Genomic DNA, 24,197 nt, shown 5'->3' with positions numbered 1-24,197 from the left:
GCAAGGATAATCGAACATGGCTGACAAATTCGCGATCATCACCGGCGCCTCGACCGGCATCGGCTTCGAACTCGCCTCGCTCGCGGCGCGCAACGGCTACGACATCCTCGTCGTCGCCGACGAACCGCTGATCGAATCGGCCGCGGCCGACTTCCGCCAGTATGAGCATGACGTGCAGGCGCTCGAGGCCGATCTGTCGACGCCCGAAGGCGTCGACCGTCTGCTCGACGCCGCGGGCGGGCGGCGGATCGACCTGCTCTGCGCCAATGCCGGCCGCGGTCTCGGCCACGCCTTCCTCGACCAGAAGGTCGAGGATTGGCGTGCGGTGGTCGACACCAACATCACCGGCACCGCCTATCTGCTGCAGAAGGTGCTCCGCGACATGGTCGCGCGCAACGACGGCAAGGTGCTCGTGACCGGCTCGATCGCCGGCTACATCCCGGGCGCGTTCCAGGCGGTCTACAACGGCAGCAAGGCGTTTCTCGACAGCTTCGTCGCCGCCCTGCAGAACGAGATCAAGGATGCCGACGGCGTCACGCTCACCAATCTGATGCCGGGGCCGACCGACACCGAGTTCTTCGCGCGTGGCGACATGCTCGACACCGATGTCGGCAGCGATCCCAACAAGGACGACCCCGCCAAGGTCGCCGCCGACGGCTGGGACGCGCTGATGGAGGGCAAGGCCGCGATCGTTTCGGGCTGGAAGAACAAGATCCAGTCGGCGGTGGCGAACGTCACCCCCAATGCGGTGCTCGCCGAACAGCATCGCAAGATGGCGGAACCCGGTACCGCCGACCATTGATCGTGCGGCGGCTGTGGCCGGTCGTCGGCCGCAGCCGTCCGCGCTCGGGAGGGTGGAGCGGGTAACGGGAATCGAACCCGTGTATTCAGCTTGGAAGGCTGCTGTACTACCATTGTACTATACCCGCACGACCTGACGACCCGCAGGCGTCGATCGAGCGGCGGCTTATCGTCGCCCGGCATGCGGGGTCAAGACCCAAGATCGTGGCATGCCGTGGTTCATGGCTTGCTTACCGTTGCCCCGCTAAGCCACCGGCATGGAGCATGACACCGAGCAGGCAGCCGGACCGGCCGAGGTACGACCCGCATCGGCGGTCGGCCATGGCGTCGGACTTGCCGGCATCGCCGGGCTGTTCGGCTGGCTGGTGGCGGCGCTCGCGATCGGCATGGACGGCCCCTATGCGGCGCTGGTCGCGCTCGTCGCCTGCGCGCTGCCGATGATCGGCTGGTCGCTGCTGGTCGACAAGGTGCATCGCCGCGCCAGCACCGGCATCGACTGGCATAACCCACGCCCGCTGGTCGAACGCCGCGACGTCAGCCTGACCAAGCTCGCCGGCCTGTATCTCACCTGGGGCGGCATCGCCTTCCTCTACGGCATCGGCCGCTTCTATTGGGACGGCAATTTCGCGTTCGCCATGTGGTGCTTCGGCTGGGTCATGCCGGTCGTCGCGGTGTTCGCAATGCCCTATGTGCTATGGATCGACCGCTATCTGGTCGAGCCGCGCGACGGCGCCTGGCACCTCGGCGCGTGGCTAACCGGCCAGCCCGGCGTCATGCCCGAGGCGATCTACGGCCATCTGCGCGCCTGGGCGGTCAAGGCGTTCTTCCTCGCCTTCATGCTCGCGGTGTTGCCGGGCAATTGGGCGGGCTTCATCCACACCGATCGGGCGAGCCTCCGCGATCCCGTCGCGCTCGCGCAATGGCTGATCGGGCTGATGTTCGTCATCGACGTCAGCTTCGCCACCGTCGGCTATATCCTGACGCTGCGCCCGCTCGACGCGCACATCCGCAGCGCCAACCCCTATGCCGCCGCCTGGACCGCCGCGCTGATGTGCTATCCGCCGTTCATCCTGATGGAGGCGGGCGGCCCGCTCGACTATCATCCGGGGACGCAGGACTGGACGTCATGGTTCGCCGGCCACCCGACCGTCTTGGCGTCATGGGGCGCCATCCTCGTGCTGCTGACCGCGGTCTACGCCTGGGCGACGGTCGCATTCGGGCTGCGCTTCTCCAACCTCACCCACCGCGGCATCCTGACGCACGGTCCCTATGCCTGGTCGCGTCACCCGGCCTATCTGTCGAAGAACCTGTTCTGGTGGCTGTCGACCGTGCCGATCCTGACGACGGGCAGCCTGGTCGACGCGGTGCGCGCGACCGCGCTGATGGGCGTGGTCAGCGGCATCTATTACTGGCGCGCGCGCACCGAGGAACGCCACCTCGGCCTCGACCCGGTCTATCGCGCCTATAGCGACTGGATGACGCGATACGGCGCGGTGCCGCGCTTCGGCCGCTGGCTGGTCGGACGCTAGACCTTCGGCTTATCCTTCGTCCACAGCGCGTCGACGCGCTTCTGGTTGCCGCCGGTCTCGCGCAGCCGGAGGTCGAGCAGCTCGACCTTGCGGCCCTGGAAGCGCTGCGGCCGGGTATGCCAGACGATGTCGTAGATCGCCTGCCGCGTCGTCGGCTGGTCGTCGGTGAAATAGGTGTAGCGGATCAGTACCGGCAACCGCCCGGTCAGGTCGTCCGCGCCACCGTCGGTCGCCTGGCGCAGCGCCTTGTCGAACCAGTCCGCCGGGATCGTCTGCGTCACCGAATCCTGCGGCGACACGCCGAGCGCGGTGGGGAAGCTGACGCGGATGTCGCCGAGCGGATGCGCCTCCTCGCGCGCCAGCACGATCGTCCGCTTGTCCTTGTCGGGCGCGCCGCGCAGCACGAAGCGCGTCTTGTCGCGCGTCGCGCTCGCCTGTTCGATCGCCTTGTCGGCGGCGGCCTGCTTGCGGTCCTGCCAGTTGCTGTAGAGCGTCAGCGCGGCGATCACGACGCCGGCGACCGCGACCACCTCGGCGAGCGTGATCCAGCGCCGGCGGGTCTGCGCCTGATCGCGCGTCTCGCTCATCGCCCGCCCGCTTCGAGCAGGTCGCGCGGCGCGGCGAGCTCCCAGCTATGCGCGATCCGGTCCTCGACCAGCGTCCAGTCGGTATCCGCGCCGATCGCGACATCGGCCCAATGGTGGACGTCGTCGAGCACCTGCACCACGGCCGCACCATTCTCCCCATCGCGCACCCGCACGAAGGCGGCGTCGCCGACGACGAAGCTGTGGCCATCCTGCGTACGCTCCTCGACGTCGGGCAGCAGCAGGGCGACGGCGCGTACCCGCGCCAGGACAGGGGAAACGTCGGTCATCGCGTCACGAATTCCTTGAGGATCTGGGGATACAGACGGTGTTCGGCGGCGAGCACCCGCGCGGCGAGCGTATCGGGGGTGTCGCCGGCCAGCACCGGCACCTCGGCTTGGCCGAGCAGCGCGCCGCCGTCCAGTTCCTCGGTGACGATATGCACCGAACAGCCGGCGACCGCATCGCCGGCGGTGATCGCCCGCGCATGGGTGTCGAGCCCCTTGTATTTGGGCAGCAGCGAAGGATGGATGTTGACGATCCGGTCGCGCCATCGTGCGACGAATGCGTCCGACAGCAGCCGCATATAGCCGGCGAGCGCGATCACCTCGCACCCCGCCTCGCGCAGCGCCGCGTCGAGCTGCGCCTCATAAGCAGCCTTGCCGATTCCCTTGGGCGACAAGGCGAAGGTCGCGATGCCGCGCCCTCGCGCCCAGCCAAGACCGGCCGCGTCGGGCTTATCGGAGGCGACCAGCGCGACGGGGATCCCCGCCTCGACCAGCGCCATCATGTTCGAGCCGCGTCCCGAGATCAGGATGCCGACCGTCTTCGCATCAGCCATGGTGGTGCGTTGCCGTCCAGTCGCTCCGGGCGCTCCACGTCTCGGTCGAGCCGCGCACGGTGCAGCCGCGCGTCCCCGCCTCGACGGCGCCGATGCGATGCACCGTCTCGCCGGCCGCGGACAGCGCCGCCGCGACCGCCTCGGCACGCTCCGCCGCGACGACCACCGCCATGCCGATCCCGCAGTTGAAGGTGCGCGCCATCTCCTCGGGCTCGATCGCGCCCTGCGCCTGGAGGAAGGCCATCAGCCGCGACTGCTCCCACGCATCGGCATCGATCACCGCATGCGCGCCATCGGGCAGCACGCGCGGGATGTTCTCGAGCAGACCGCCGCCCGTGATATGCGCCAGCCCCTTGATCGCACCCTCGCGCAGCAGCGGCAGCAGGCTGGCGACGTAGATACGCGTCGGCGCCATCAGGATGTCGATCAGCAGCCGGTCGGCATCGAACAGCGCGGGACGGTCGAGCTTCCAGCCGCGATCCGCCGCCAGCCGGCGGACGAGCGAGAAGCCGTTGGAATGGACGCCCGACGAGGCGAGGCCGAGGATCACGTCGCCCGCGGCGATCTCGCGCCCGGTCAGCACGCGGTCGCGCTCGACCGCGCCGACGCAGAAGCCGGCGAGGTCGTAATCGCCCGGCGCATACATGCCGGGCATCTCGGCGGTCTCGCCCCCGATCAGCGCGCAGCCCGCCTGCCGGCAGCCCTCGGCGATCGACGCGACGACGCGCTCGGCGATGCCGTTGTCGAGCTTGGCAGTCGCATAATAATCGAGGAAGAACAAAGGCTCGGCGCCCTGGACGATCAGATCGTTGGCGCACATCGCGACGAGGTCGACGCCGACGCCTTCGTGCCGGTCCCATTCGATCGCGAGCTTGAGCTTGGTGCCGACGCCGTCGTTGGCGGCGACGAGCAGCGGGTCGTTGAACCCGGCCGCCTTGAGGTCGAACATGCCGCCGAAGCCGCCGAGCTCGGCATCGGCACCGGGCCGGCGCGTCGCCTTGGCGAGCGGCCCGATCGCGCGGACCAGCGCGTTCCCCGCGGCGATCGACACGCCGGCATCGGCATAGGTGTAGGACTGGTCGGACGGGGAGGGCGGGTTGCTCATCCGGCCAGCCTGCTACGATTTGCGATGGTTGCTGGCAATGCCGAACCGAATACCGCTCCCGCCCGGCGGAGGAATGACGGTTGCCGCACATCCTGCTTGGCATCACCCGCCGGCTTCGCCAAAAGGCCCGCGACATGCGCATCCCCCTGTTTCCCTCGCTCGCCGGTGCGGCCCTGCTGCTCGCCGCCGGCGCCTATGCGCAGATCGAGGGCGGGCGCGGCGTCGCGCCGGTCGACAGTTCGGGCGATTTCGAAGTCAGCGGCGTCGATGTCGACGTCGCCGCCAGGACGGCGCAGGCGGCGCGGCTCGGCGGCTGGCGGCTGGCGCAGCGCAAGGCCTGGGTGCAGCTTTCGAAGCGGCTCGGCGGCGACGGTGGCCTCGTCTCGGACGGCACGCTCGACCAGCTCGTCTCGGGCATCGTCGTCGAGAACGAACAGCTCGGCCCGACCCGCTACATCGCCAAGCTCGGCGTGCTGTTCAACCGCAGCCGCGCCGCATCGGTACTCGGCATCAGCGCCTATTCGGACCGGTCGCGGCCGATGCTGCTCCTGCCGCTGCAGGTGTCGGGCGGGGTCGAGACGGTGTTCGAACAGCGCACCGACTGGCAGGAGGCCTGGGCACGCTTCCGCACCGGCAACAGCGCCGTCGATTACGTCCGCCCCTCGGGCAACGGTGCCGATTCGCTGCTGCTCAACGCCGGCCAGATCGCGCGACCGGGGCGCGGCTGGTGGCGGACGGTGATCGACCAATATGGCGCCGCCGACATTCTCATCCCCGTCGTCCGCCTCTATCGCAGCTATCCCGGCGGGCCGGTGATCGGCGTGTTCCAGGCGCGTCACGGCCCCGACAACGAATTGATCGGCAGCTTCACGCTGCGCGTCGGCAGTGCCGCCGGCCTGCCGCGACTGCTCGACACCGGCGTCACCCGCATGGATGCGCTGTTCCAGCAGGCGCTGCGCGGCGGCGCGCTCGGCGTCGACCCGTCTTTGTCGCCGCCGCCGCCGCCCGAGCCGGTGGTCGACCCCGACGCGATCGACGACGCGGCGAGCGGCGAGACGCTCGCCGAGATCGTCGGCGACACCGGCGCCGCCAACGCCGGCATCCCGCTCACCATCCAGTTCGAGACGCCGGGCGCGAGCGCGGTGGCGAACACCGAAGGGCTGGTGCGCAGCATCCCCGGCGTCCGCGCGGCGAGCACCACCAGCCTCGCGCTCGGCGGTCTGTCGCTGATGCGCGTCACCTATGACGGTGATCCCGATGCGTTGCGGGCGGCGCTGGAGGTGCGCGGTTATCAGGTCAGCGGTTCGGGCCAGACGCTGCGCATCCGCCGTGCGGCACCGGCACCCGCCGCCTCCGCCAGTCCGACCGGCTGACGCATGAGCAACCAATTGGCGCTGCCCCTCGGGTGGCCGGCCGACCCCAAGGACGACGCCTTTCTCGTCACCCCGTCCAACATCCGCGCCGCGCAGGTGCTGGAGCAATGGGCGAGCTGGCCGGTGATGGCGGCGGTGCTGACCGGCCCGCGGAAATCCGGCCGCAGCCTGCTCGCGCGCATCTTCGCCGCCAAGAGCCAGGGCCGGATCATCGACGATGCCGAGGCGGTGCCCGAGGCGCAGATCTTCCACGCTTGGAACCAGGCGCAGGCGGAGGGGCGGCCGCTGGTCATCGTCGCCGACGCGCTGCCGCCGAGCTGGGCGGTCAAACTGCCCGATCTGCGCTCGCGCCTCGCCGCCAGCCCGCATGCCGCGATCGGCGCGCCCGACGACGAACTGATCGCCGCATTGCTGGCGCATCTGTTCAACCGTCGCGGGCTCGACGCACGGCCCGATCTGGTGAGCTGGCTGAGCACGCGGATCGAACGCAGCCACGTCATCGTCCAGCGCGTCGTCGACGCGCTCGATCAGGAGGTGCTGGAGAGCCGCCGTCGCCTGTCGATCCCGCTCGCGCGCACTGTTTTGACCGCGGCGGGGATCGTCACGCAACCGCAACCGTTGCTACCTATGACCGAAGTATGACACGCCCAATCCACCTCTCGCATCTCGCCGCTCCCGATGACGATCCGTTTGTTCCCGAAGTAAACGATCGCTATTTCAATCGCGAGCTGTCGTGGCTCGCCTTCAACCGGCGCGTGCTCGAGGAAGCGTGCAATCCGGCGCATCCGCTGCTCGAGCGGCTCCGCTTCCTGTCGATCTCGGGCAACAATCTCGACGAATTCTTCATGGTCCGCGTCGCCGGCCTGAAGGGGCAGCAGCTCAAGGACGTCGACCGCCGCTCGTCGGACGGTCTGACGCCGGGGCAACAGCTTGCCGCGATCACCCGCGAGGCGGATGCGCTGATGGCGAGCCAGCAGGCGGTGTGGGGCGATCTGCGCACCCTGCTCGACGAGGCCGGCCTCCACGTCCTGCGCCGCGACGAGGTCGACGCGGAAGACGCCGAATGGCTCGAGGCGCATTTCCGCGAACAGATTTTCCCAATCCTCACGCCGCAGGCGCTCGATCCCGCGCATCCTTTCCCGTTCATCCCCAACAAGGGGCTGTCGGTGATGTTCGACGTCGTGCGCGATTCGGACGGCGAGCCGGTACGCGAGCTGGTGATGATCCCGGCAAGTGCGCCGCGCTTCGTCCGCCTGCCCGGCGAGCCCGCACGCTACGTGTCGATCGAGGCGCTGCTCAAGCGCTTCGCCCCGGTACTCTTCCCCGGCTATACGCTGGTCGGTGCCGCCGCCTTCCGTGTACTGCGCGACAGCGACATCGAGATCGACGAGGAGGCGGAGGATCTCGTCCGTTACTTCGCCAATGCGATCAAGCGTCGTCGCCGCGGCCGCGTCATCCGGCTCGAACTCGAGACGGGGATGCCCGACGCGCTCGCCAAGGTGCTGCGCCACGAACTGGGCGGCGCCGATGCGACGATCACCGAGAGCGGCAATCTGCTCAGCATCGGCGATCTCGACGCGGTGATCGACGAGGATCGCCCCGACCTCAAGTTCCTGCCCTTCGTGCCCCGCTTCCCCGAGCGCATCCGCGAATTCGGCGGCGATTGCTTCGCGGCGATCCGCGCGAAGGACATCATCGTCCATCACCCCTATGAGACGTTCGACGTCGTCCTCGCCTTCCTCAAACAGGCGGCGCTCGACCCCGACGTCATCGCGATCAAGCAGACACTGTATCGCGCGGGCAAGCAGCCCGCGGTGATCAACGCGCTGATCGCCGCCGCCGAGGCGGGCAAGTCGGTCACCGCGGTGGTCGAACTGCGCGCTCGCTTCGACGAGGAGCAGAACATCCTGTGGGCGAGCGCGCTCGAACGCGCCGGCGTACAGGTCGTCTACGGCTTCCTCGAATGGAAGACGCACGCCAAGGTCTCCATGGTGGTGCGCCGCGAGGATGGCCGGTTCCGCACCTATTGCCACTTCGGCACCGGCAATTATCACCCGGTCACGGCGCGCATCTATACCGATCTCAGCTTCTTCACGGCCGATCCGCGGATGGGGCGCGATGCGGCGCAGATGTTCAACTACGTCACCGGTTATGTCGAACCGACCGACATCACCAAACTCAGCCTCTCGCCCCGCGACCTGCGCCAGAAGCTGCTCGACCTCATCGACGTCGAGATCGCCAATGCGCGGGCCGGCAAGACCGGGGCGGTATGGGCGAAGATGAACAGCCTCGTCGATCCCGCGATCATCGACAAATTGTACGAGGCGAGCGGCGCGGGGGTCGAGATCGACCTGATCATCCGCGGCATCTGCTGCCTGCGCCCCGGCGTACCGGGCATGTCCGAACATATCCGCGTCAAGTCGATCATCGGCCGCTTCCTCGAACACAGCCGCATCTTCTGCTTCGGCAACGGCGCCGCGCTGCCCAACGATGGCGCGAAGGTGTTCATCTCGTCGGCCGACTGGATGCCGCGCAATTTCGACCGGCGCGTCGAATATATGCTGCCGATCGAGAATCCGACGGTGCACGACCAGGTGCTCGACCAGGTGATGGTCGCCAACCTCATCGACACCGAACAAAGCTGGGAGCTGGAATCGGACGGTCGCTACGTCCGCGAGACGCCGGGCGACAAGCCGTTCAACCTCCACCGCTATTTCATGACCAACCCGTCGCTCTCCGGCCGCGGCGCGGCGCTGGCGGAAAGCAACGCGGTGCCGACGCTGGCGCTGCGGCGGCGGCGATGACGGCGGATCGGGGCGGGGTCCGGGGTGTGCGGCCCGCCGCGGACGCCCGCTGATGGTCCGTTTGCCGTTCATCACGACGCTGCGCGACAAACCCGCATCTGAACACCAGCCCGCGCCGGCTGTTGAACCGGCAATGACCGACCCCTATCCCCGCACCGGCATCATCGACATCGGCTCCAATTCGGTGCGGCTGGTTGTGTATCAGGGCCATCCGCGCATCCCCGCGACGCTGTTCAACGAAAAGGTGATGGCCGGGCTCGGCCGCAGCCTCGCCGCGACCGGCGCGATCGACGCGGACAGCATGGCGCTCGCGATCGGCGCGCTGCGCCGTTTCGCGATGGTCGCCCGCGAAATGGACGCCCCCGTCCGCACCGTCGCCACCGCCGCGGTGCGCGACGCGAGCAATGGTGCCGCCTTCATCGCCGCCGCGAAGGACCTCGGCCTCACCGTCGAGCTCCTTTCCGGCGAGCAGGAGGCGACCGCCGCGGGCATGGGGGTGCTGTCGGCGATCCCCGATGCGGACGGCATCGTCGGCGATCTCGGTGGCGGCAGCCTCGAACTCGTCCGCGTCGTCGCCGGCACCGTCACCGATCGCATTTCCTTCCCGCTCGGCGTGCTGCGTATCGCCGCGCTGCGCTCCAGCCGTGGCCCGGCGTTCGACCGCCACGTCACCCGGCTGATCGCCGAGGCGGGCTGGACCGGGCGGGGCAGGGGCCTTCCGCTCTACATGGTCGGCGGATCGTGGCGCGCGCTGGCACGGCTCGACATGAGCCTGACGCATTATCCGCTGCCGATCATTCATGGCTACAGCCTCGCGCCCGAAACCGTCGGTCGCCTCGGCCGCAGCATCGCGCACCTCTCGCGCCCGCGGCTGCGCAGCGTGCCCGGCATGTCGTCGGTTCGCGCCGCGCAGCTCGGCGACGCCACCGCGCTGCTGTCGGTGGTGATGCGCGAACTCGGCTCGGCAAGCGCGATGGCCTCGACCTTCGGCCTCCGCGAGGGGTTGCTCTATGCGACGCTTGATCCGAAAACGCGGGCGCTCGACCCGTTGATCGTCGCCGCGCGCGAGGAGGGCAAATTGCTCGGCCGCTTCGCCGAGCACGGCGACCTGCTCGCCGCCTGGATCGCACCGCTCTTCCCCGACGATACGCCGGAGCCTTCGCGGATCCGCCACGCCGCCTGCCTGCTCGCCGATACCGGCTGGCGCGCCAATCCCGAATTCCGCGACGAGCGCGGCTTCGAGGTCGCGCTGCACGGCAATTGGGTGGCGATAGACGCGCCCGAACGCGCGATGCTCGCGCAGGCGCTGCACACCAGCCTCGGCGGCAGCACGACGCCGCATCCCCTGCTCGCCGGCCTCGCCAGCACCGGCCAGATCGCGCTGGCGATCGACTGGGGGCTGGCGATCCGCTTAGGCCAGCGGTTCAGCGCCGGTCTCGCCGGGCCGCTGCAGCGCGCGTCGCTGGCGCTGGTCCCCGGCCACGTCGCCTTGTCGCTGACCGAGGCGGACCGGCCGCTCTATGCCGAGACGGTCGAGCGCCGCCACGCCGCGCTGGCCACGGCGCTCAAGCGCAAGCCGCGCCTCGCGATCAGGTGATCAGCCGCACTTCAGTCCGCTGATCAGCCCGCCGTCGTCGAGCAGGATGTTCAGCCGGTCGACGCGGAAATCCTGCGTCGTGACGTCGTCGGGATGGATCAACCGCGAGATCGCCGAATGCGTCATATGCTCGATCTCGGGCCGCATCCGCTCGCGGAATTTGACGCCTGCGAAGCGGATCTTGACCGCCTCGTCGATCACGCACGGGCCGCGTTCGGGCTCGGGCGCGGGCATCGTCGCACATCCTGCCGCAAGCACCGGCAGTAGAAAGGCCAACCGCATCATGCTGCTTCCTCCGTTCGCGTCATCTTGAGCTTGCCGCCGCGCACTGCGAAGCCGAGCCGCCCCTCGACCAGATCGAGCGCATCGCGCCCGAACTGGTCGAACCGCCAGCCCTCCAGCATCGGCAACCCGGTGCGCACCCCGGCGGCGAGCGCTTCCAGCTCTTCCGACCGCGCCAGCAGGCGCGACGCGACGTCGATATCGCGCGAGCGGATCTTGAGCAGCAGTTTGAGCAGATCGGCGACCAGCGCGCCCTCCTTGCCCAGCCCCGGCTTGCGGTCGTCGCGCGGCGGCAGCTCGTCGGCGCCAAGCGGTGCCGCCGATTCGATCGCCGCCATCAGCCGCCCGCCGATATCGTTCGACGCCCAGGTCGCCGACAGGCCGCGCACCTTGGCGAGATCGGCCTGTTTGCGCGGCGGATGGCCGGCGATGTCGCCCAGCGTCTCGTCCTTGACGATCCGCCCGCGCGGCAGGTCCTTCGACTGCGCCTCCAGCTCGCGCCAGCGCGCCAGCGCCTTGAGCCGCCCGAGCACGTCGGGCTTGCGCCCGGAGATGCGCACGCGCTTCCACGCCTGATCGGGATCGTTGGCGTAATTGGCCGGGTCGGCGAGCCGCTCCATCTCCTGGTCGAGCCACACGCCGCGCCCGGTCTTGCGCAGCCGTTCGAGCATCTTGGGGAAGATCACCGCGAGATGCGTCACGTCGCCGATCGCATATTCGATCTGCCGCGCATCGAGCGGCCGCCGCGCCCAGTCGGTGAAGCGCGCGCCCTTGTCGACGACGATGCCGAGCCAGCTGTCGACTAGGTTGGAATAGCCGATCTGCTCGCCTTGCCCCAGCGCCATCGCCGCGACCTGCGTATCGAACAGCGGATGCGGCGTCTTGCCGGTAAGATTGTAGATGATCTCGATGTCCTGCCCGCCGGCATGGACCACCTTGAGCACGTCCTGATTCTCGGTGAGCAATTCCAGCAGCGGCGTCATGTCGAGCCCCGGCGCCATCGGATCGATCGCCGCCGCCTCGTTCACGTCGGCGATCTGGATCAGGCACAATTCGGGGTAATAGGTGCTCTCGCGCATGAATTCGGTGTCGACGGTCACGAAGTCGGCATTGGCGAGGCGGGCACACAGATTGGCGAGGCTGGCGCTGTCTGTAATCAACGGGTGGATATGCATGGCATTGCCATAGCCACACGCGGCCGGGTTGACAAAGCCAAGTGAGACGGGGAAGCGCGACCCCTCGCACAACGCCATTATCCGGCCGGAAGAAACGATCATGCACGCCTATCGCTCCCACACCTGCGCCGCGCTTACCGCAGGCAACGTCGGTGAGACCGTCCGCCTGTCGGGCTGGGTCCATCGCAAGCGCGACCACGGCGGCGTGCTGTTCGTCGACCTGCGCGACCATTACGGCATCACCCAGATCGTCGCCGACAGCGATTCGCCGGCGCTGCCGACGCTCGAATCGCTGCGCGTCGAGTCGGTCGTCACGATCGACGGCGTGGTGAAGGCGCGCTCCGACGCGACGCAGAACCCCAATCTCGCCACCGGCGCGATCGAGGTGTTCGCGCAGGTCGCGACCGTGCAGAGCCACGCGCAGGAGCTGCCGATGCCGGTGGCGGGCGACGCCGAATATCCCGAGGATATCCGCCTGCGCTATCGCTTCCTCGACCTGCGCCGCGAGCGGCTCCACCAGAACATCATGCTGCGCTCGAAGGTGATCTCCTCGATCCGCCAGCGGATGATCGGGCAGGGCTTCACCGAATTCCAGACGCCGATCCTCACCGCGTCGAGCCCCGAGGGCGCGCGCGACTATCTCGTCCCCAGCCGCGTTCATCCGGGCAAGTTCTACGCGCTGCCGCAGGCGCCGCAGATGTTCAAACAGCTCCTGATGGTCGCCGGCTTCGACCGCTATTTCCAGATCGCGCCGTGTTTCCGCGACGAGGATGCCCGTGCCGACCGTAGCCCCGGCGAATTCTACCAGCTCGATTTCGAGATGAGCTACGTCACGCAGGAAGACGTCTTCCAGGCGATCGAGCCCGTGCTCCACGGCGTGTTCGAGGAATTCGCCGACTGGCAGGGCAAGGGCCGCACGGTCAGCGCGCTGCCGTTCAAGCGCATCCCGTACCGCGAATCGATGCTGAAATACGGCAACGACAAGCCCGACCTGCGCAACCCAATCCTGATCAGCGACGTCTCCGACCAGTTCGTCGGCTCGGGCTTCGGCCGCTTCGCCTCGATCGTCGAGGCGGGCGACGTCGTCCGCGCGATCCCCGCGCCCGGCACCGCCGACAAGAGCCGCAAGTTCTTCGACGACATGAACGCCTGGGCGCAAGGCGAGGGCTTCGCCGGCCTCGGCTATGCCACCCGCAAGGGCGGCGAATGGGGCGGCCCGATCGCCAAGAACCATGGCGAGGACAAGATGACCGCGATGGCCGACGCGCTCGGCCTCGGTCCGGACGACGGCCTGTTCTTCGCCGCCGGCAAGGAAGGCCAGGCTGCCAAGCTCGCCGGCCTCGCCCGCACCCGCGTCGCCGAGAGCCTCGGCCTGATCGACCAGAGCCGCTTCGAATTCTGCTGGATCGTCGATTTCCCGATGTTCGAGTATGACGAGGACAACAAGAAGGTCGACTTCAGCCACAACCCCTTCTCGATGCCGCAGGGCGAGATGGAGGCGCTGGAGACCAAGGACCCGCTCGACATCCTCGCCTATCAGTATGACATCGTCTGCAACGGCGTGGAGCTGTCGTCGGGCGCGATCCGGAACCACCGCCCGGAGATCATGTACAAGGCATTCGAGATCGCCGGCTATTCGCAGGCCGAGGTCGACACCAATTTCGCCGGCATGATCAACGCGTTCAAATTCGGCGCGCCGCCGCACGGCGGTTCGGCGCCGGGTATCGACCGGATCGTCATGCTGCTCGCCGACGAGCCCAACATTCGCGAGGTCATCGTCTTCCCGATGACGCAGAAGGCGGAGGATCTGATGATGGGCGCGCCCAATTTCGCGACGCCCAAGCAGCTCAAGGAACTCAACCTGCGCGTCGCGCCGCAGGCGGGTGCCACTGCCACCGACGTCGACAAGGCGGTCGCGCCCAAGGCCGGCTAATCGATCGGCCGACGGGTATCCTTGCGGTGCCCGTCGGCCGGACCGGCTCAGAACGCCCCGTGCACGCGCGCCCCGATCACGTTGGCGGGGCCGCGGTCGCGATTGTAGCCGGGATTGCCGATCCGCTGATAATCGAGCGTCAGCTCGAACCCACGGGTCGCGGCGAGCTTGTAGAAGGCCTCGCCGATATATTCGTCCCCCGGATGCGGCAGCCGGCCGTCGCCGACCAACACACCCAGCCCGCCCGCATCGAGATAGCGTTGATGCGCCGCGCTGATCCCGTTGACGATCACCGCCGCCCCCACCGTGTCGACGGTACGGTGCCAGCCCGCACCTTTCAGCGACAGACCGAGCTGCGCCGTCCGGTCGATATCGGTGAAATCGTAAGGCTCGATCGCGCCGTCGGCGACCCCGGCGCGCGCGAACAGCCCGAGCGTATCGGTGACCGCCTGCTCGCCGTTGAGGCTCGCGCCGAGCCGCGTCCGCCGCGCCCGCACGAGCGCGGTGTCGGCATCGCCGCCGGTCGCCGCCGCCAGCGCCAGCGCATCGTCGAAGCGGGCGAACTGTCCGCGGTTGCGGAACAGCGTCAGCCGCAGCGCGCCGTCGTGGCCGCCGATGCGGTGGCGGTGCTCGATCTCGCCGTCCACCTGATATTGCTGGAAGCGCGTCTCCAGCGTCTCGCCATTGGGCACCTTCGACAGGTTGAACAGGCCGAGCCGCAGCGTCCAGTCGCCGCGATACAATTCGCCCGCGATCCCGGTCGAATAGCCCCAGGCATCCGCGGCATAATCGAAACTGCCCGCATCCACCGCCGACCAGTTGAGGAAGTCGCTGCGCGGATCGTGCGCATAGCTGTTGGTGTCGAACACGTCGCCGACGCCGAACTTGCCCGCGGTCAGCACCAGCCGATCGCTGTCGCGCGTGCCGGCGAGCTGGTTCATCGCGCCGGCCACCGCCTCGCGCCCGCCGCCCAGCCCGATCGTCTGGCGGAAGAACAGTCGCTGCCACCGTAGATACGGGCGTTTGCGCCCGACCTTATACGCCTCCGCGCTCGGGAAGCCCGCGGCGCCCAGCGTGTTGGACAGGCCGAACCCCTGGTCGATCTCCGGATTGATCCAGAGTTCGCCGCCGCGCCATGGCCGCACCCCGGCATAGAGCGTGACGTCGACCGTCTCCTTGATCTGCCGCGGCGTCAGGCTGTTCGTCCCCTGATAGGGCGAAGCGAAGCCGGGCGTGCCCTGCAGCACGCCGGTCGCCTGGCCGTGGATCGCCCAATCCTGATCGGTCACCGCGGGGTCGGCGATCGTCTGCGCCCGTACCGGGGCGTGGAGGGTCAGGCCGGCGAGCGCACAGGCGCCCACCAGCAGGGTTGCAATACGGGTCATGTTGGTCCCCCTAGGCGCGCTTGATTACAATTGGTGGGTCAGCGCGAGCTGGCCGATACGGATCAGCACCAGCCCGCCGGCGACGACGAGGTAGAGGCGCAGCACCGTCAGCCACGCTTTCTCGCCCCGCCGCAGCGTCGCCGGGGCCAGCGTGTCGAGCGGCGGCATCCGCCAGTCGTCGCGACCGGTGCGATCGATCGGCGCGGCACGGACCGGCGCGACCAATTGCTGCACGCCCCATCCGAGCAGTGCGATGCCCAGCCCGCCTCCGAGGATCCACAGCATCGTGCCCGCGCCGAGGTCCGGCACCAGCACCGATGCGGTCAGGATCACCGACAGCAGCACCAGCATCGCGATCACCGCCCCGGTGAACAGGTTGAGCCAGCGGCCGTTGCGCCATGGCCCCAGCACCGTCTTGTCGTTGCACAGCAGCAGCAGGAACACCGTCGCGCTCGGCAGCAGCACGCCCGCCAGCGACTGCACAGCATTGGTCAGCAGCCCCAGCGGCGTCCCCGGGATCAGCACCAGCGCCGCCGCCACCGCGATCAGCCCGGCAAAGACGAGGTAGAAGGCGATCGAATCGCGGGGCGAGCGGTGCAGCGAATGGCGGATGCCGAACGTGTCGCCGATCGCATAAGCGGTGCTCAGCGACACCGCCGACGCGCCGATGATCGAGGCGTCGATCAGCGCCACCGCGAACAGCACGCCCATCAGCCGCCCGCCGTGCGCCGCGATGCCGCGCGCCACCGCGCCGGCGTCGGTGAAATGCCCGGCCGCGGCGGTGCCGGCGAAGGCGGCGGCGGTGAACGCCATCATCGCGACCCCGCCGACGATGACGACGGCGATGCCGACCCACAAATCGATGCGGCTATAGGCCATGAACCGTGGCCCGATCCGTTTGTCGATCAGATAGCTCTGCTGGAAGAACAGCTGCCACGGCGCCACCGTCGTGCCGACGATCGCGATGATCAGCAGGATCACCTCCGACAGCCTGCCGTGCGCCGGCAGTCCGGGGATCAGCACGTCGTGGGCGATCTGCCCGGCCGGCGGATGGATGGCCAGCGCGACCGGGATCAGCAGCAGCGACCCGAACACCAACACCATCATGAACCGCTCGAACCGGCGGAAGCTGCCGGTGCTCGCCGCCGCGACGATCAGCACCGCCGCCACCGCGACGCCCGCAACCTTGGGTACGCCGAGATGATCGAGCCCCAATGTGATGCCGATGAACTCGGTGACGATCGTCAACGCGTTGAGCAGGAAGAGATCGATGACGCTGAACGCGCCCCAGAAGCGGCCGAACCGCTGGAAGATCAGCCGGGCGTGACCGACCCCGGTCACCGCGCCCAGCCGCAGCACCATCTCCTGGTTGACGTAGAGCACCGGCACCAGCAGCAGCAGCGTCCACAGCAGGCTGGTGCCGTAATTCTGCCCGGCCTGCGTATAGGTGCCGAACGCACCGGCGTCGTTGTCGCCGACCATCACGATCAGGCCGGGACCGATGATCGCGGCCAATGTCATCAGCTTGCGCCGCCAGTTCGGGCGGGTGCCGGTATCGTCCCGGGCGATCGTGCCGAAGGCGCCGATGATGTCGCCGAGATAGGCGTCGTCGAGATGCGCGGTGGCGCGCGGCGGCGCCCCGTTTAATGCGAGGTTGGTCATGGCACGGTCTCCGCGTGCGTTGTTCGATAAGGCGGCGAGGGGGGAGGGGCGGCGCTCAGGCCGCCGCGGTTCGCCGCTCGCGCAGGTCGCGGTCGTGCTGCAGGCGGCACGCGGCCAGCCGGATGCGACGGTTGAGCGGCTCGCTACGGCCGGCATCGGCGCGCGGATCGGCGCGTCGTATCGATAGGATCATGGCGACCTCCTTGGTCCGGATAACGGGGTCCGGCCGGGAGGGACGCCGCCGCGCTCAGGCGGTGGGCGTGCGCTCCCCGACCGGGGCATGTCCGGCGACGTGGATCAGCGGAGCGGCGCTCCTACTGTCCCCTTCGCTGGACACGGGCGTAGATCGGGGTTTCATCATCGTCCTTCGTCAGGCGAGCGGGAGATCCGCTCTGTCGACTCGCGTCCACCGCGATGCCGATGGACGCCACATACCCCTCCGGAGTATAGGTTCAAGTCCAAAATGGAGCAGGCATGAGCCACGTCGAAAAAGAGAAGAAGAAGCTGCTCAACCGGCTGGCCCGGCTGCGCGGACAGATCGCCGCGATCGAGCGCGCCGTCACCGAGGATCGCGAATGTGCCCGGGTGCTGCAACAGGCGACGGCCTGCCGTGGCGCGCTCGACGGTTTCATCGCGGAGGTGATCGAGGATCATATCCGCGAACATCTCGTCGACCCCGCCGCCGCCGACGACAGTCCCCGCCGCCGCGCCGCCGACGAACTGATCGACATCGTCCACGCCTACCTGACGTGAGCGGCTGATTGAGCAAGCGACGATTGCAGATCGCAATTCACAGCTCAAGGTTTTCGTTTTGTAACAAAATCGGAAATCGTTCTCGTGCAGGATCTTGCAAGGCATATTCTTCAACATCCCAGAATAACCGCCTTCGCTCCTATACAGGTTTAACCTTTCGTTATCGTTTGTTACGGCAATCGCGCCCCGGTTAACTCGAACCGGGGGCGGTAGAATGCGTAAATGGGTATATCTTTTGGCAGCGGCTGGCTGCGCAGGAGCGATCGGCCATGCCGAGGCGCAGGGGTTGCGGGGGCTGGCGCCGACGACCAAGCAAGGCGAACAGGACAAGGCCAAGCCGGCCGTGGCGGAAAATACCTCGGACATCGTCGTCACCGCGACGCGGCGTTCGCAGCGATTGTCGAACGTGCCGATCGCCGTGAGCGCCTACGGTACCACCGCGCTCCGTCATTCCGGTGCGACGGATATCCGTCAGATGGCGCAGCTCGTGCCGTCGCTCTTGGTCACCTCCACCGGCTCGGAAGCCAATGCCACCGCGCGCCTGCGCGGCATTGGTACGGTCGGTGACAATCCCGGACTGGAAAGCTCGGTCGCGGTATTCATCGACGGCGTCTACCGCAACCGCACCGGCTCGGGCCTCAACGATCTCGGCGAGGTCGAACGGATCGAGGTCCTGCGCGGTCCGCAGGGTACTTTGTCCGGCCGCAATTCATCGGCCGGTGCGATCAGCATCTACACCAAATATCCGGCATTCGACTTCGGCGGCTATGGCGAGGCGAGCTACGGCAATTACCATGCGGTACGGCTCGCCGGCGGTCTGACCGGCCCGATCGTCAAGGACGTTCTCGCATTCCGCGTCGACGGCGTAATCGGCAAGCGCGACGGCTTCCTGCACGACGTCGTCAACAAGACTGATTTCAACGACCGCAACCGCTATTTCGCGCGCGGCCAGCTGTTCTTCAAGCCGAGCACGGACCTGTCGCTACGCGTGATCGGCGATTACACCTATCGCAAGGAAAAATGCTGCGGCGCGGTCTACATCGACACACGCGAGAAGCTCGATCCGACGCGCGGTGTACCGGGTGACTTCGTCTATGCGCCGCAGAACCGCGTCGTCTCGGTCTTGCAGGGCCTCGGGGCGGTGCTGCCGAGCGCGGGCAATCCCTACAACCGCCAGATCGCCCAGACGCCGGGGCGCGCCTATGCCAATGTCGTCAAGGATTACGGCATCTCGTCGCGCATCGGCTGGATGATCGGTGGCGTGCAGCTCATCTCGATCAGCGCCTATCGCGAATATAAGGCGGGCGACGCGGGCGATCCCGACTATGGCAATCTCGACCTGTCCTATCGCGCGGATGACGGCAATGCCTACCGCCGTTTCCGTACCTACACGCACGAAACCCGGCTCAGCGGCGGTCTGTTCGATAATCACCTCGACTGGCTCGTCGGCGGATATTTCGCGCACGAGCGGCTCGAGGTGTCGGACAATTTCAAGTTCGGCAGCCAGTTCGGCAGGACCGCGACGTGCACAATCATCGCCCGCTTCGCACCGGTCCAGGCCTATCGCGATCCGGCCCGACCCGGCTGTCTGAGCGATCGCGGCCGCGCTGTGTTCGAGCAGGCGCTCGGCCAGGAGCTCGTCCGTGGGTTCGAAACGCTCGGCACCGCCAACAATGTCGGCACGACGCGCGATCTGTTCGCCCAGTCGAGCACCAATTTCGCATTCTTCACGCACAACATCTACCGCATCACCAACACGCTCAGCGTCACCGGCGGCCTGCGTTACACGAACGAGCACAAGGTTCTCGACGCGGCGCTCAACAGCAACAATTTCGTCTGCCAGGCGCAGCAGGCGGCGCTGGGCAGCTATCTCGGCGACGGCAACGTCACGCGGCGCAGCGCGGCGGGGCTGCTCATCGGCTATGCATGCGCGGGCAATTCCGGCGGCGGCCTCAACGGCGTGCCGCTGCACGATTCGCTAAACGAGGGCCAGTTCACCGGCACCGCGGTGCTGTCGTGGCAGGCGACGCCGAGCACATTGCTCTATGGCTCCTATGCGCGCGGCTACAAGGCGGGCGGCTACAATCTCGCCCGTTCCGGCCTCGTCCCCGGTCGCATCCGGGCGTCCAACCTGCGCTTCGATCCGGAGACGGTGCAGGCCTATGAACTCGGCGTCAAATACAGCACCGAGAAGTTCAGTGCCAATCTCGTCGGCTTCCGCTCGAGTTTCCGCAACTTCCAACTCAACACGTTCAACGGCACCGCGTTCGTCGTGCAGAATATCGGCAGTTGCGCCGATTCGCTCGACGGGGCGGATCGCGACGAATCGTCGACGACCGGTGCCTGCCCGGGCAAGATCGGGCCGGGTGTCGTGACCCAGGGATTCGAGATCGAGGCCGGTGCCTATCCGACGCCGGACGTCACCTTCAATCTCGGCTACACCTATGCCCATACGCAATATCGCGACGATCTGGTGGGCGGCGCGTCGGGTGCACCGTTGAGCGCCAGCCTGTTCATGCTGCCCGGCAATCAGATGTCGAACGCGCCGCGGCACGTGGTCACCAGTTCGGCGACGTGGACGCCGGCGATCGGCCATGACGGGCTGACCGGCCTGTTCTACGTCGATAGCCGCCTGACCAGTGACTATAACACCGGTTCCGACCTGTTCGCCGAGAAGCGTCAGGACGGCTACATATTGGTCAACGCGCGGATCGGCATGCGCGGACGCAATCAGCGTTGGGCGGTGGAATTCTGGGGGCAGAATATCCTGAACACCAATTATGAGCAGATCGCCGCGGCGGCCTATTTGCAGGGCACCGGCAGCCAGTCGCAGGTGCAGGCCTTCGGTTGGCCGCGCTATGAGGTCGGCAACGCGCTAACCACTGCGTTCCTCGCCGAGCCGCGCACCTACGGCGTCACGCTCCGCTCACGCTTCTGACCTGCCCGGCGTAGCGGCGCACTGCTCCTCGCGTTGCTGCGCCGGTCGATCCTGCCCGCACCACCCGGCTGTCGAACGGACTCCAGATCTTTTTGGGCAAGACGAATGCGTCGCAGGCCAAGCCGGGGCCAAGTGGATCAGCGGAGCAACGCTCTTACTGTCCCCTGCGCCGGACACGGGCGTAGATCAGGGTTTCATCATTGTCTTTCGTCAGGCGAGTGGGTGTTTCGCTCCGTCGACTCGACGTGATCGAGGATCAGATCCGCGAACATCTCGTCGACCCCGCCGCCGTCGCCGACAGTCCCCGCCGCCGCGCCGCCGACGAGCTGATCGACGTCGTCCACGCATACCTGACGTGAGCGTGCAGACGCGTGGTATCGTCGAAAAATCTTACGGCCTCGTGCGAGGTCAACACTGTGACATCACCGCACAATGTGCTCGAGCCTCCCGTAATCCTCTATGACTCTATTATGGAATTAACCTTTCGTTAGGATTCACCCCGCATTCGCGCTGCTCGAACAGCGTAGCCGGGGGGTAACGAATCAATGCGAAAGTGGATGTTTCTGGTCGCGGCGGCGACCAGCGTGGGCGGGGTCGCGCCGGTTGATGCACAGGGATTGCGCGGCGTAGCGCCATTGCCGAAGCAGGGCGAGAGCGAGAGAGACAAGCCCGTCGCCGAGAATAGCACCGACATCGTCGTGACCGCGACACGCCGGTCACAACGACTGTCGCAGGTGCCCATCACGGTCAACGCTTACGGCGCCAACGCCCTGAGCCATTCCGGCGCCACCGATATCCGCCAGGCCTCGCAGCTTTCGTCGTCGCTCTCGGTGTCGTCGACCGGATCGGAGGCAAATGCGAGCGCGCGGCTGCGCGGCGTTGGGACGATGGGCGACAATCCCGGACTGGAGAGTTCCGTCGCGGTGTTCATCGACGGCGTCTACCGCAATCGCACCGGATCGGGGCTTACCGATCTCGGCGAGGTCGAGCGGATCGAGGTGCTGCATGGTCCGCAGGGGACCCTGTCGGGCCGCAACGCCTCCGCAGGCGTGATCAGCATCTATAGTAAGTATCCGGAATTCCAGTTCGGCGGCTTCGGCGAGGCGGATTACGGCAATTACAATGCGGTTCGGCTTGTCGGTGGGCTTACCGGGCCGGTGATCAAGGATACGCTCGCGTTCCGGATCGACGGCTTGGTGAACAAGCGAGACGGTTTCTACCGCGACACCGTCAACGCCACCGATTATAACGATCGCAACCGCTACTTCCTGCGCGGCCAGTTGTTTTTCCGGCCGCAGCCCGATCTGTCGTTGCGACTGATCGGCGATTATACCTATCGCAACGAGAAATGCTGCGGCGCGGTCTATTACGATACGCATGCGAAGGTAGATCCCACGCCGAATGTGCCGGGCGACTATGCGATCGCGCCGAGCAATGGCGTGGTCACGATTATGAAGGAACTTGGTGGCCTGTTCCCGAGCGACGGCCATCCCTACAATCGCCAGATCGTCCAGACGCCCGGCCGCGCCTACGGCAACGTCGTAAAGGATTATGGCGGCTCCGCACGTATCGGGTGGACGATCGGCGGCGTTCAGCTGATTTCAATCAGCGCTTATCGAGAATACAAGGCGGGCGGCGCCGCCGATCTTGATTATAGCAACCTCGATCTGGTCTATCGCAGCGACGACGGCAACGCCTATCGGCAGTTCCACACCTTCACGCAGGAGACGCGGCTGAGTGGCGCGCTGTTCGGCAACCGGCTCGACTGGCTGGTCGGGGGCTATTTCGCCCATGAAACGCTCGACAATATCGACAATCTGAAGTTCGGTTCGCAATATGGTGCCTTCGCGGCCTGCCGCACGTTGGTCGCGATCAACAGCGCGCCGGGGTTGCGCGATCCGTCGGCGTCCGGTTGTCTCAGCCGCGCCGGTCGCGCGGCGCTGACGGCGAGGCTCGGTAAGGACATCGTCGGTGGCCTGGACCGGCTAGGCACGATCAACGACGTCGGTACCGTGCGTGACGTCTTTCGCCAGACGAGCGACAATTTCGCTTTCTTCACGCATAACATCTACCGTCTTACCGACACGCTCAGCCTGACCGGGGGGCTGCGCTACACCAATGAATACAAACGCCTGGCCGCCGATTTCAATAACAACAACGTCGCTTGCATCGAACAGCGCACGAATCTGCGCGCCGCCATGCGGGGTGACGATGGTACGCGCAGGCGCATCGCGCGTGCACTGAGTGACCTGAGCTGCGCCGGAAGCGCCACGCCGGCGCTCAACGGCATGCGGATCAACGATTCCATTCGCGAGGGGCAATTCACCGGCACGGCCGTCGTGTCGTGGCAACCGCGGAACAGCACGCTGCTCTACGGATCCTATGCCCGTGGCTACAAGGCGGGCGGCTTCAACCTGACGCGGTTCGGCCTCACCAGGGCGGCCTACAATTCGTCGGCAGAGGCGGGACGTCAGCTGCGCTTCGATCCGGAGACGGTGCAGGCCTATGAACTTGGCATCAAGTACAGCGTGCCAAAGTTCAGCGCCAGTCTTGCGGCTTTCCGCTCGGCCTTCCGCGACTTCCAGCTCAACACCTTCAGCGGCAACGCCTATGTCGTACAGAACGCCGGTGCGTGCAGCCATTCGCTTGCCGGTGCCGATCGCGACGAAGACTCCACGACCGGTGCCTGTTCGGGCAAGGTTCGCGCCGGTGTGATCACCCAGGGCATCGAACTGGATGCCGGTGCCTATCCGACGCCCGACCTCACCTTCAACCTCGGCTACACCTATGCGCATACGCAATACAGGGACGATCTGGTCGGTAGCGCGTCCGGCACACCGCTGGCGGGAACGCTGTTCTTGCTGCCGGGCAACCAGATGGCGAACGCGCCGCGCCACGTCGTGACGGGTTCGGCGACGTGGACGCCGGCGCTCGGCGGCCAGGGTCTGACCGGCCTGTTCTACGTCGATAGCCGGATGACCAGCGACTATAACACGGGCTCGGACCTGTTCCTCGAAAAGGCGCAGGACGGCTTCGTGCTCGTGAACGCGCGCATCGGCATCCGCGGTCGCAAGCAGCGTTGGGCGGTGGAATTTTGGGGCCAGAACCTCTTCAACGCCGATTATCAGCAGCTCGCTTTCACGCCCTATCTGCAAGGGACTGGCACCGCCTCTCACGTCCAGATGTTCGGCGCGCCCAAATATGCGACCGGCGATGCCGTCACCAGCGCCTACCTCGCCGAGCCGCGCACCTACGGCGTCACGCTCCGCTCGCGCTTCTGACCTTCCCGGCGCAGCGACGCGCGATTTCTCGCGTCGCTGCGCCGGTCGGACCTCCCGCTATCGAACGGACTCCACATCTTAGCGGCGTGACGAATGCGTCGCAGGCGCAAGCCGGGACCGACGAGCAGCTATAATAGGAAAACCAACCCGTCGC

Annotated in this window: 20 protein-coding genes and 1 tRNA gene; 11 read left to right on the top strand and 10 right to left on the bottom strand. The window is 67.1% G+C overall.

Annotated features, from left to right (window positions below; genetic code table 11):
• The first annotated feature begins 16 nt into the window (after positions 1-16).
• A complete protein-coding gene (locus MC45_RS03395) occupies positions 17-802 on the top strand; it encodes an SDR family NAD(P)-dependent oxidoreductase (protein ID WP_038659519.1) in 786 nt (261 codons plus the stop codon).
• A 53-nt stretch (positions 803-855) separates the two neighbouring features.
• On the opposite strand, the gene MC45_RS03390 is transcribed toward MC45_RS03395, so the two are convergent.
• A tRNA-Gly gene (locus MC45_RS03390) sits at positions 856-929 on the bottom strand.
• Between the two features lie 129 nt (positions 930-1,058).
• Here MC45_RS03390 and MC45_RS03385 point away from each other — a divergent pair.
• Positions 1,059-2,330 (top strand): methyltransferase family protein, encoded by a 1,272-nt coding sequence (locus MC45_RS03385; protein WP_081974318.1) that lies wholly within the window; start codon positions 1,059-1,061, stop codon positions 2,328-2,330.
• Here MC45_RS03385 and MC45_RS03380 read toward each other — a convergent pair.
• From MC45_RS03380 to purM, 4 genes are read right to left on the bottom strand one after another with little or no spacing between them, the layout of a single operon-like run.
• Positions 2,327-2,917 carry a hypothetical protein gene (locus tag MC45_RS03380; RefSeq protein WP_038659516.1) on the bottom strand — a complete coding sequence of 197 codons (591 nt, stop codon included), beginning with the start codon at positions 2,915-2,917 and terminating at the stop codon, positions 2,327-2,329. The two genes, MC45_RS03385 and MC45_RS03380, sit on opposite strands and share 4 nt — an antisense overlap.
• Complete coding sequence (locus tag MC45_RS03375; protein WP_038659513.1) at positions 2,914-3,204, bottom strand: hypothetical protein; 291 nt, start codon at positions 3,202-3,204, stop codon at positions 2,914-2,916. The genes MC45_RS03380 and MC45_RS03375 overlap by 4 nt, the downstream gene beginning before the upstream one ends.
• On the bottom strand, positions 3,201-3,755 hold the full coding sequence (purN, locus tag MC45_RS03370) for a phosphoribosylglycinamide formyltransferase (protein WP_038659510.1): 555 nt from the start codon (positions 3,753-3,755) through the stop codon (positions 3,201-3,203). The genes MC45_RS03375 and purN overlap by 4 nt, the downstream gene beginning before the upstream one ends.
• On the bottom strand, positions 3,748-4,860 hold the full coding sequence (gene purM, locus MC45_RS03365) for a phosphoribosylformylglycinamidine cyclo-ligase (protein WP_038659507.1): 1,113 nt from the start codon (positions 4,858-4,860) through the stop codon (positions 3,748-3,750). The genes purN and purM overlap by 8 nt, the downstream gene beginning before the upstream one ends.
• 134 nt (positions 4,861-4,994) lie before the next feature.
• Here purM and MC45_RS03360 point away from each other — a divergent pair, with 134 nt between their 5' ends.
• The 4 genes from MC45_RS03360 to MC45_RS03345 all read left to right on the top strand — a co-directional run bounded on the left by MC45_RS03360 (position 4,995) and on the right by MC45_RS03345 (position 10,634).
• The gene (locus MC45_RS03360) at positions 4,995-6,233 is read left to right on the top strand and encodes a hypothetical protein (RefSeq protein ID WP_038659505.1); all 1,239 of its coding nucleotides are present in this window, start codon (positions 4,995-4,997) and stop codon (positions 6,231-6,233) included.
• Between the two features lie 3 nt (positions 6,234-6,236).
• Complete coding sequence (locus MC45_RS03355; RefSeq protein WP_038659502.1) at positions 6,237-6,875, top strand: HdaA/DnaA family protein; 639 nt, start codon at positions 6,237-6,239, stop codon at positions 6,873-6,875.
• On the top strand, positions 6,872-9,037 hold the full coding sequence (locus MC45_RS03350; RefSeq protein ID WP_038659499.1) for an RNA degradosome polyphosphate kinase: 2,166 nt from the start codon (positions 6,872-6,874) through the stop codon (positions 9,035-9,037). Before MC45_RS03355 ends, MC45_RS03350 begins: the two co-directional genes overlap by 4 nt.
• Before the next feature lie 133 nt (positions 9,038-9,170).
• Positions 9,171-10,634, top strand: a complete 1,464-nt coding sequence (locus MC45_RS03345; protein WP_038659496.1) for a Ppx/GppA family phosphatase — start codon at positions 9,171-9,173, stop codon at positions 10,632-10,634.
• On the opposite strand, the gene MC45_RS03340 is transcribed toward MC45_RS03345, so the two are convergent.
• Together MC45_RS03340 and rnd are read right to left on the bottom strand one after the other, a co-directional pair.
• Entirely contained in the window at positions 10,635-10,919 is a 285-nt protein-coding gene (locus tag MC45_RS03340) for an I78 family peptidase inhibitor (RefSeq protein ID WP_038659494.1), read from the bottom strand. It abuts the gene before it with no gap.
• The gene (gene rnd / locus MC45_RS03335) at positions 10,916-12,091 is read right to left on the bottom strand and encodes a ribonuclease D (protein WP_038659490.1); all 1,176 of its coding nucleotides are present in this window, start codon (positions 12,089-12,091) and stop codon (positions 10,916-10,918) included. Before rnd ends, MC45_RS03340 begins: the two co-directional genes overlap by 4 nt.
• A gap of 100 nt (positions 12,092-12,191) precedes the next feature.
• Here rnd and aspS point away from each other — a divergent pair, with 100 nt between their 5' ends.
• Complete coding sequence (gene aspS / locus MC45_RS03330) at positions 12,192-14,024, top strand: aspartate--tRNA ligase (RefSeq protein ID WP_038659487.1); 1,833 nt, start codon at positions 12,192-12,194, stop codon at positions 14,022-14,024.
• Positions 14,025-14,071: 47 nt separating this feature from the next.
• On the opposite strand, the gene MC45_RS03325 is transcribed toward aspS, so the two are convergent.
• The 3 genes from MC45_RS03325 to MC45_RS19200 are packed head-to-tail and all read right to left on the bottom strand — an operon-like array spanning position 14,072 to position 17,264.
• On the bottom strand, positions 14,072-15,409 hold the full coding sequence (locus MC45_RS03325) for a carbohydrate porin (protein ID WP_038659484.1): 1,338 nt from the start codon (positions 15,407-15,409) through the stop codon (positions 14,072-14,074).
• A gap of 24 nt (positions 15,410-15,433) precedes the next feature.
• The gene (locus MC45_RS03320; RefSeq protein ID WP_038659482.1) at positions 15,434-17,071 is read right to left on the bottom strand and encodes an NRAMP family divalent metal transporter; all 1,638 of its coding nucleotides are present in this window, start codon (positions 17,069-17,071) and stop codon (positions 15,434-15,436) included.
• 55 nt (positions 17,072-17,126) lie between these two features.
• On the bottom strand, positions 17,127-17,264 hold the full coding sequence (locus MC45_RS19200; protein ID WP_156143766.1) for a hypothetical protein: 138 nt from the start codon (positions 17,262-17,264) through the stop codon (positions 17,127-17,129).
• A gap of 281 nt (positions 17,265-17,545) precedes the next feature.
• Between MC45_RS19200 and MC45_RS03315 the strand changes: the two genes are divergently transcribed.
• The 4 genes from MC45_RS03315 (at position 17,546) to MC45_RS03300 (ending at position 24,043) form a co-directional block, all read left to right on the top strand.
• Positions 17,546-17,824: a metal/formaldehyde-sensitive transcriptional repressor gene (locus MC45_RS03315; protein ID WP_038659480.1), complete on the top strand. Its 279-nt coding sequence runs from the start codon at positions 17,546-17,548 to the stop codon at positions 17,822-17,824.
• A 214-nt stretch (positions 17,825-18,038) separates the two neighbouring features.
• Positions 18,039-20,762, top strand: a complete 2,724-nt coding sequence (locus tag MC45_RS03310; RefSeq protein WP_038659477.1) for a TonB-dependent receptor — start codon at positions 18,039-18,041, stop codon at positions 20,760-20,762.
• A 218-nt stretch (positions 20,763-20,980) separates the two neighbouring features.
• Positions 20,981-21,121 (top strand): metal-sensitive transcriptional regulator, encoded by a 141-nt coding sequence (locus MC45_RS03305; RefSeq protein ID WP_179944557.1) that lies wholly within the window; start codon positions 20,981-20,983, stop codon positions 21,119-21,121.
• Between the two features lie 186 nt (positions 21,122-21,307).
• Complete coding sequence (locus MC45_RS03300) at positions 21,308-24,043, top strand: TonB-dependent receptor (protein ID WP_038659474.1); 2,736 nt, start codon at positions 21,308-21,310, stop codon at positions 24,041-24,043.
• Positions 24,044-24,197 lie beyond the last annotated feature (154 nt).

It is taken from the genome of Sphingomonas taxi (assembly GCF_000764535.1).
In the GTDB taxonomy this organism is placed as follows: Bacteria; Pseudomonadota; Alphaproteobacteria; order Sphingomonadales; family Sphingomonadaceae; genus Sphingomonas; species Sphingomonas taxi.
This window is presented reverse-complemented; position numbering and strand designations above follow the sequence as displayed.

Excerpts from the sequence above, each read along its gene's own strand:
- MC45_RS03350 (WP_038659499.1), top strand. The coding sequence starts at position 6,872 with ATGACACGCCCAATCCACCTCTCGCATCTCGCCGCTCCCGATGACGAT.
- purM (WP_038659507.1), bottom strand. The coding sequence starts at position 4,860 with ATGAGCAACCCGCCCTCCCCGTCCGACCAGTCCTACACCTATGCCGAT.
- purN (WP_038659510.1), bottom strand. The coding sequence starts at position 3,755 with ATGGCTGATGCGAAGACGGTCGGCATCCTGATCTCGGGACGCGGCTCG.
- MC45_RS03385 (WP_081974318.1), top strand. The coding sequence starts at position 1,059 with ATGGAGCATGACACCGAGCAGGCAGCCGGACCGGCCGAGGTACGACCC.
- rnd (WP_038659490.1), bottom strand. The coding sequence starts at position 12,091 with ATGCATATCCACCCGTTGATTACAGACAGCGCCAGCCTCGCCAATCTG.
- MC45_RS03325 (WP_038659484.1), bottom strand. The coding sequence starts at position 15,409 with ATGACCCGTATTGCAACCCTGCTGGTGGGCGCCTGTGCGCTCGCCGGC.
- MC45_RS03360 (WP_038659505.1), top strand. The coding sequence starts at position 4,995 with ATGCGCATCCCCCTGTTTCCCTCGCTCGCCGGTGCGGCCCTGCTGCTC.
- MC45_RS03320 (WP_038659482.1), bottom strand. The coding sequence starts at position 17,071 with ATGACCAACCTCGCATTAAACGGGGCGCCGCCGCGCGCCACCGCGCAT.
- MC45_RS03310 (WP_038659477.1), top strand. The coding sequence starts at position 18,039 with ATGCGTAAATGGGTATATCTTTTGGCAGCGGCTGGCTGCGCAGGAGCG.
- MC45_RS03345 (WP_038659496.1), top strand. The coding sequence starts at position 9,171 with ATGACCGACCCCTATCCCCGCACCGGCATCATCGACATCGGCTCCAAT.
- MC45_RS03395 (WP_038659519.1), top strand. The coding sequence starts at position 17 with ATGGCTGACAAATTCGCGATCATCACCGGCGCCTCGACCGGCATCGGC.
- MC45_RS03340 (WP_038659494.1), bottom strand. The coding sequence starts at position 10,919 with ATGATGCGGTTGGCCTTTCTACTGCCGGTGCTTGCGGCAGGATGTGCG.
- MC45_RS03375 (WP_038659513.1), bottom strand. The coding sequence starts at position 3,204 with ATGACCGACGTTTCCCCTGTCCTGGCGCGGGTACGCGCCGTCGCCCTG.
- MC45_RS19200 (WP_156143766.1), bottom strand. The coding sequence starts at position 17,264 with ATGATCCTATCGATACGACGCGCCGATCCGCGCGCCGATGCCGGCCGT.
- MC45_RS03300 (WP_038659474.1), top strand. The coding sequence starts at position 21,308 with ATGCGAAAGTGGATGTTTCTGGTCGCGGCGGCGACCAGCGTGGGCGGG.
- MC45_RS03315 (WP_038659480.1), top strand. The coding sequence starts at position 17,546 with ATGAGCCACGTCGAAAAAGAGAAGAAGAAGCTGCTCAACCGGCTGGCC.
- MC45_RS03355 (WP_038659502.1), top strand. The coding sequence starts at position 6,237 with ATGAGCAACCAATTGGCGCTGCCCCTCGGGTGGCCGGCCGACCCCAAG.
- aspS (WP_038659487.1), top strand. The coding sequence starts at position 12,192 with ATGCACGCCTATCGCTCCCACACCTGCGCCGCGCTTACCGCAGGCAAC.
- MC45_RS03380 (WP_038659516.1), bottom strand. The coding sequence starts at position 2,917 with ATGAGCGAGACGCGCGATCAGGCGCAGACCCGCCGGCGCTGGATCACG.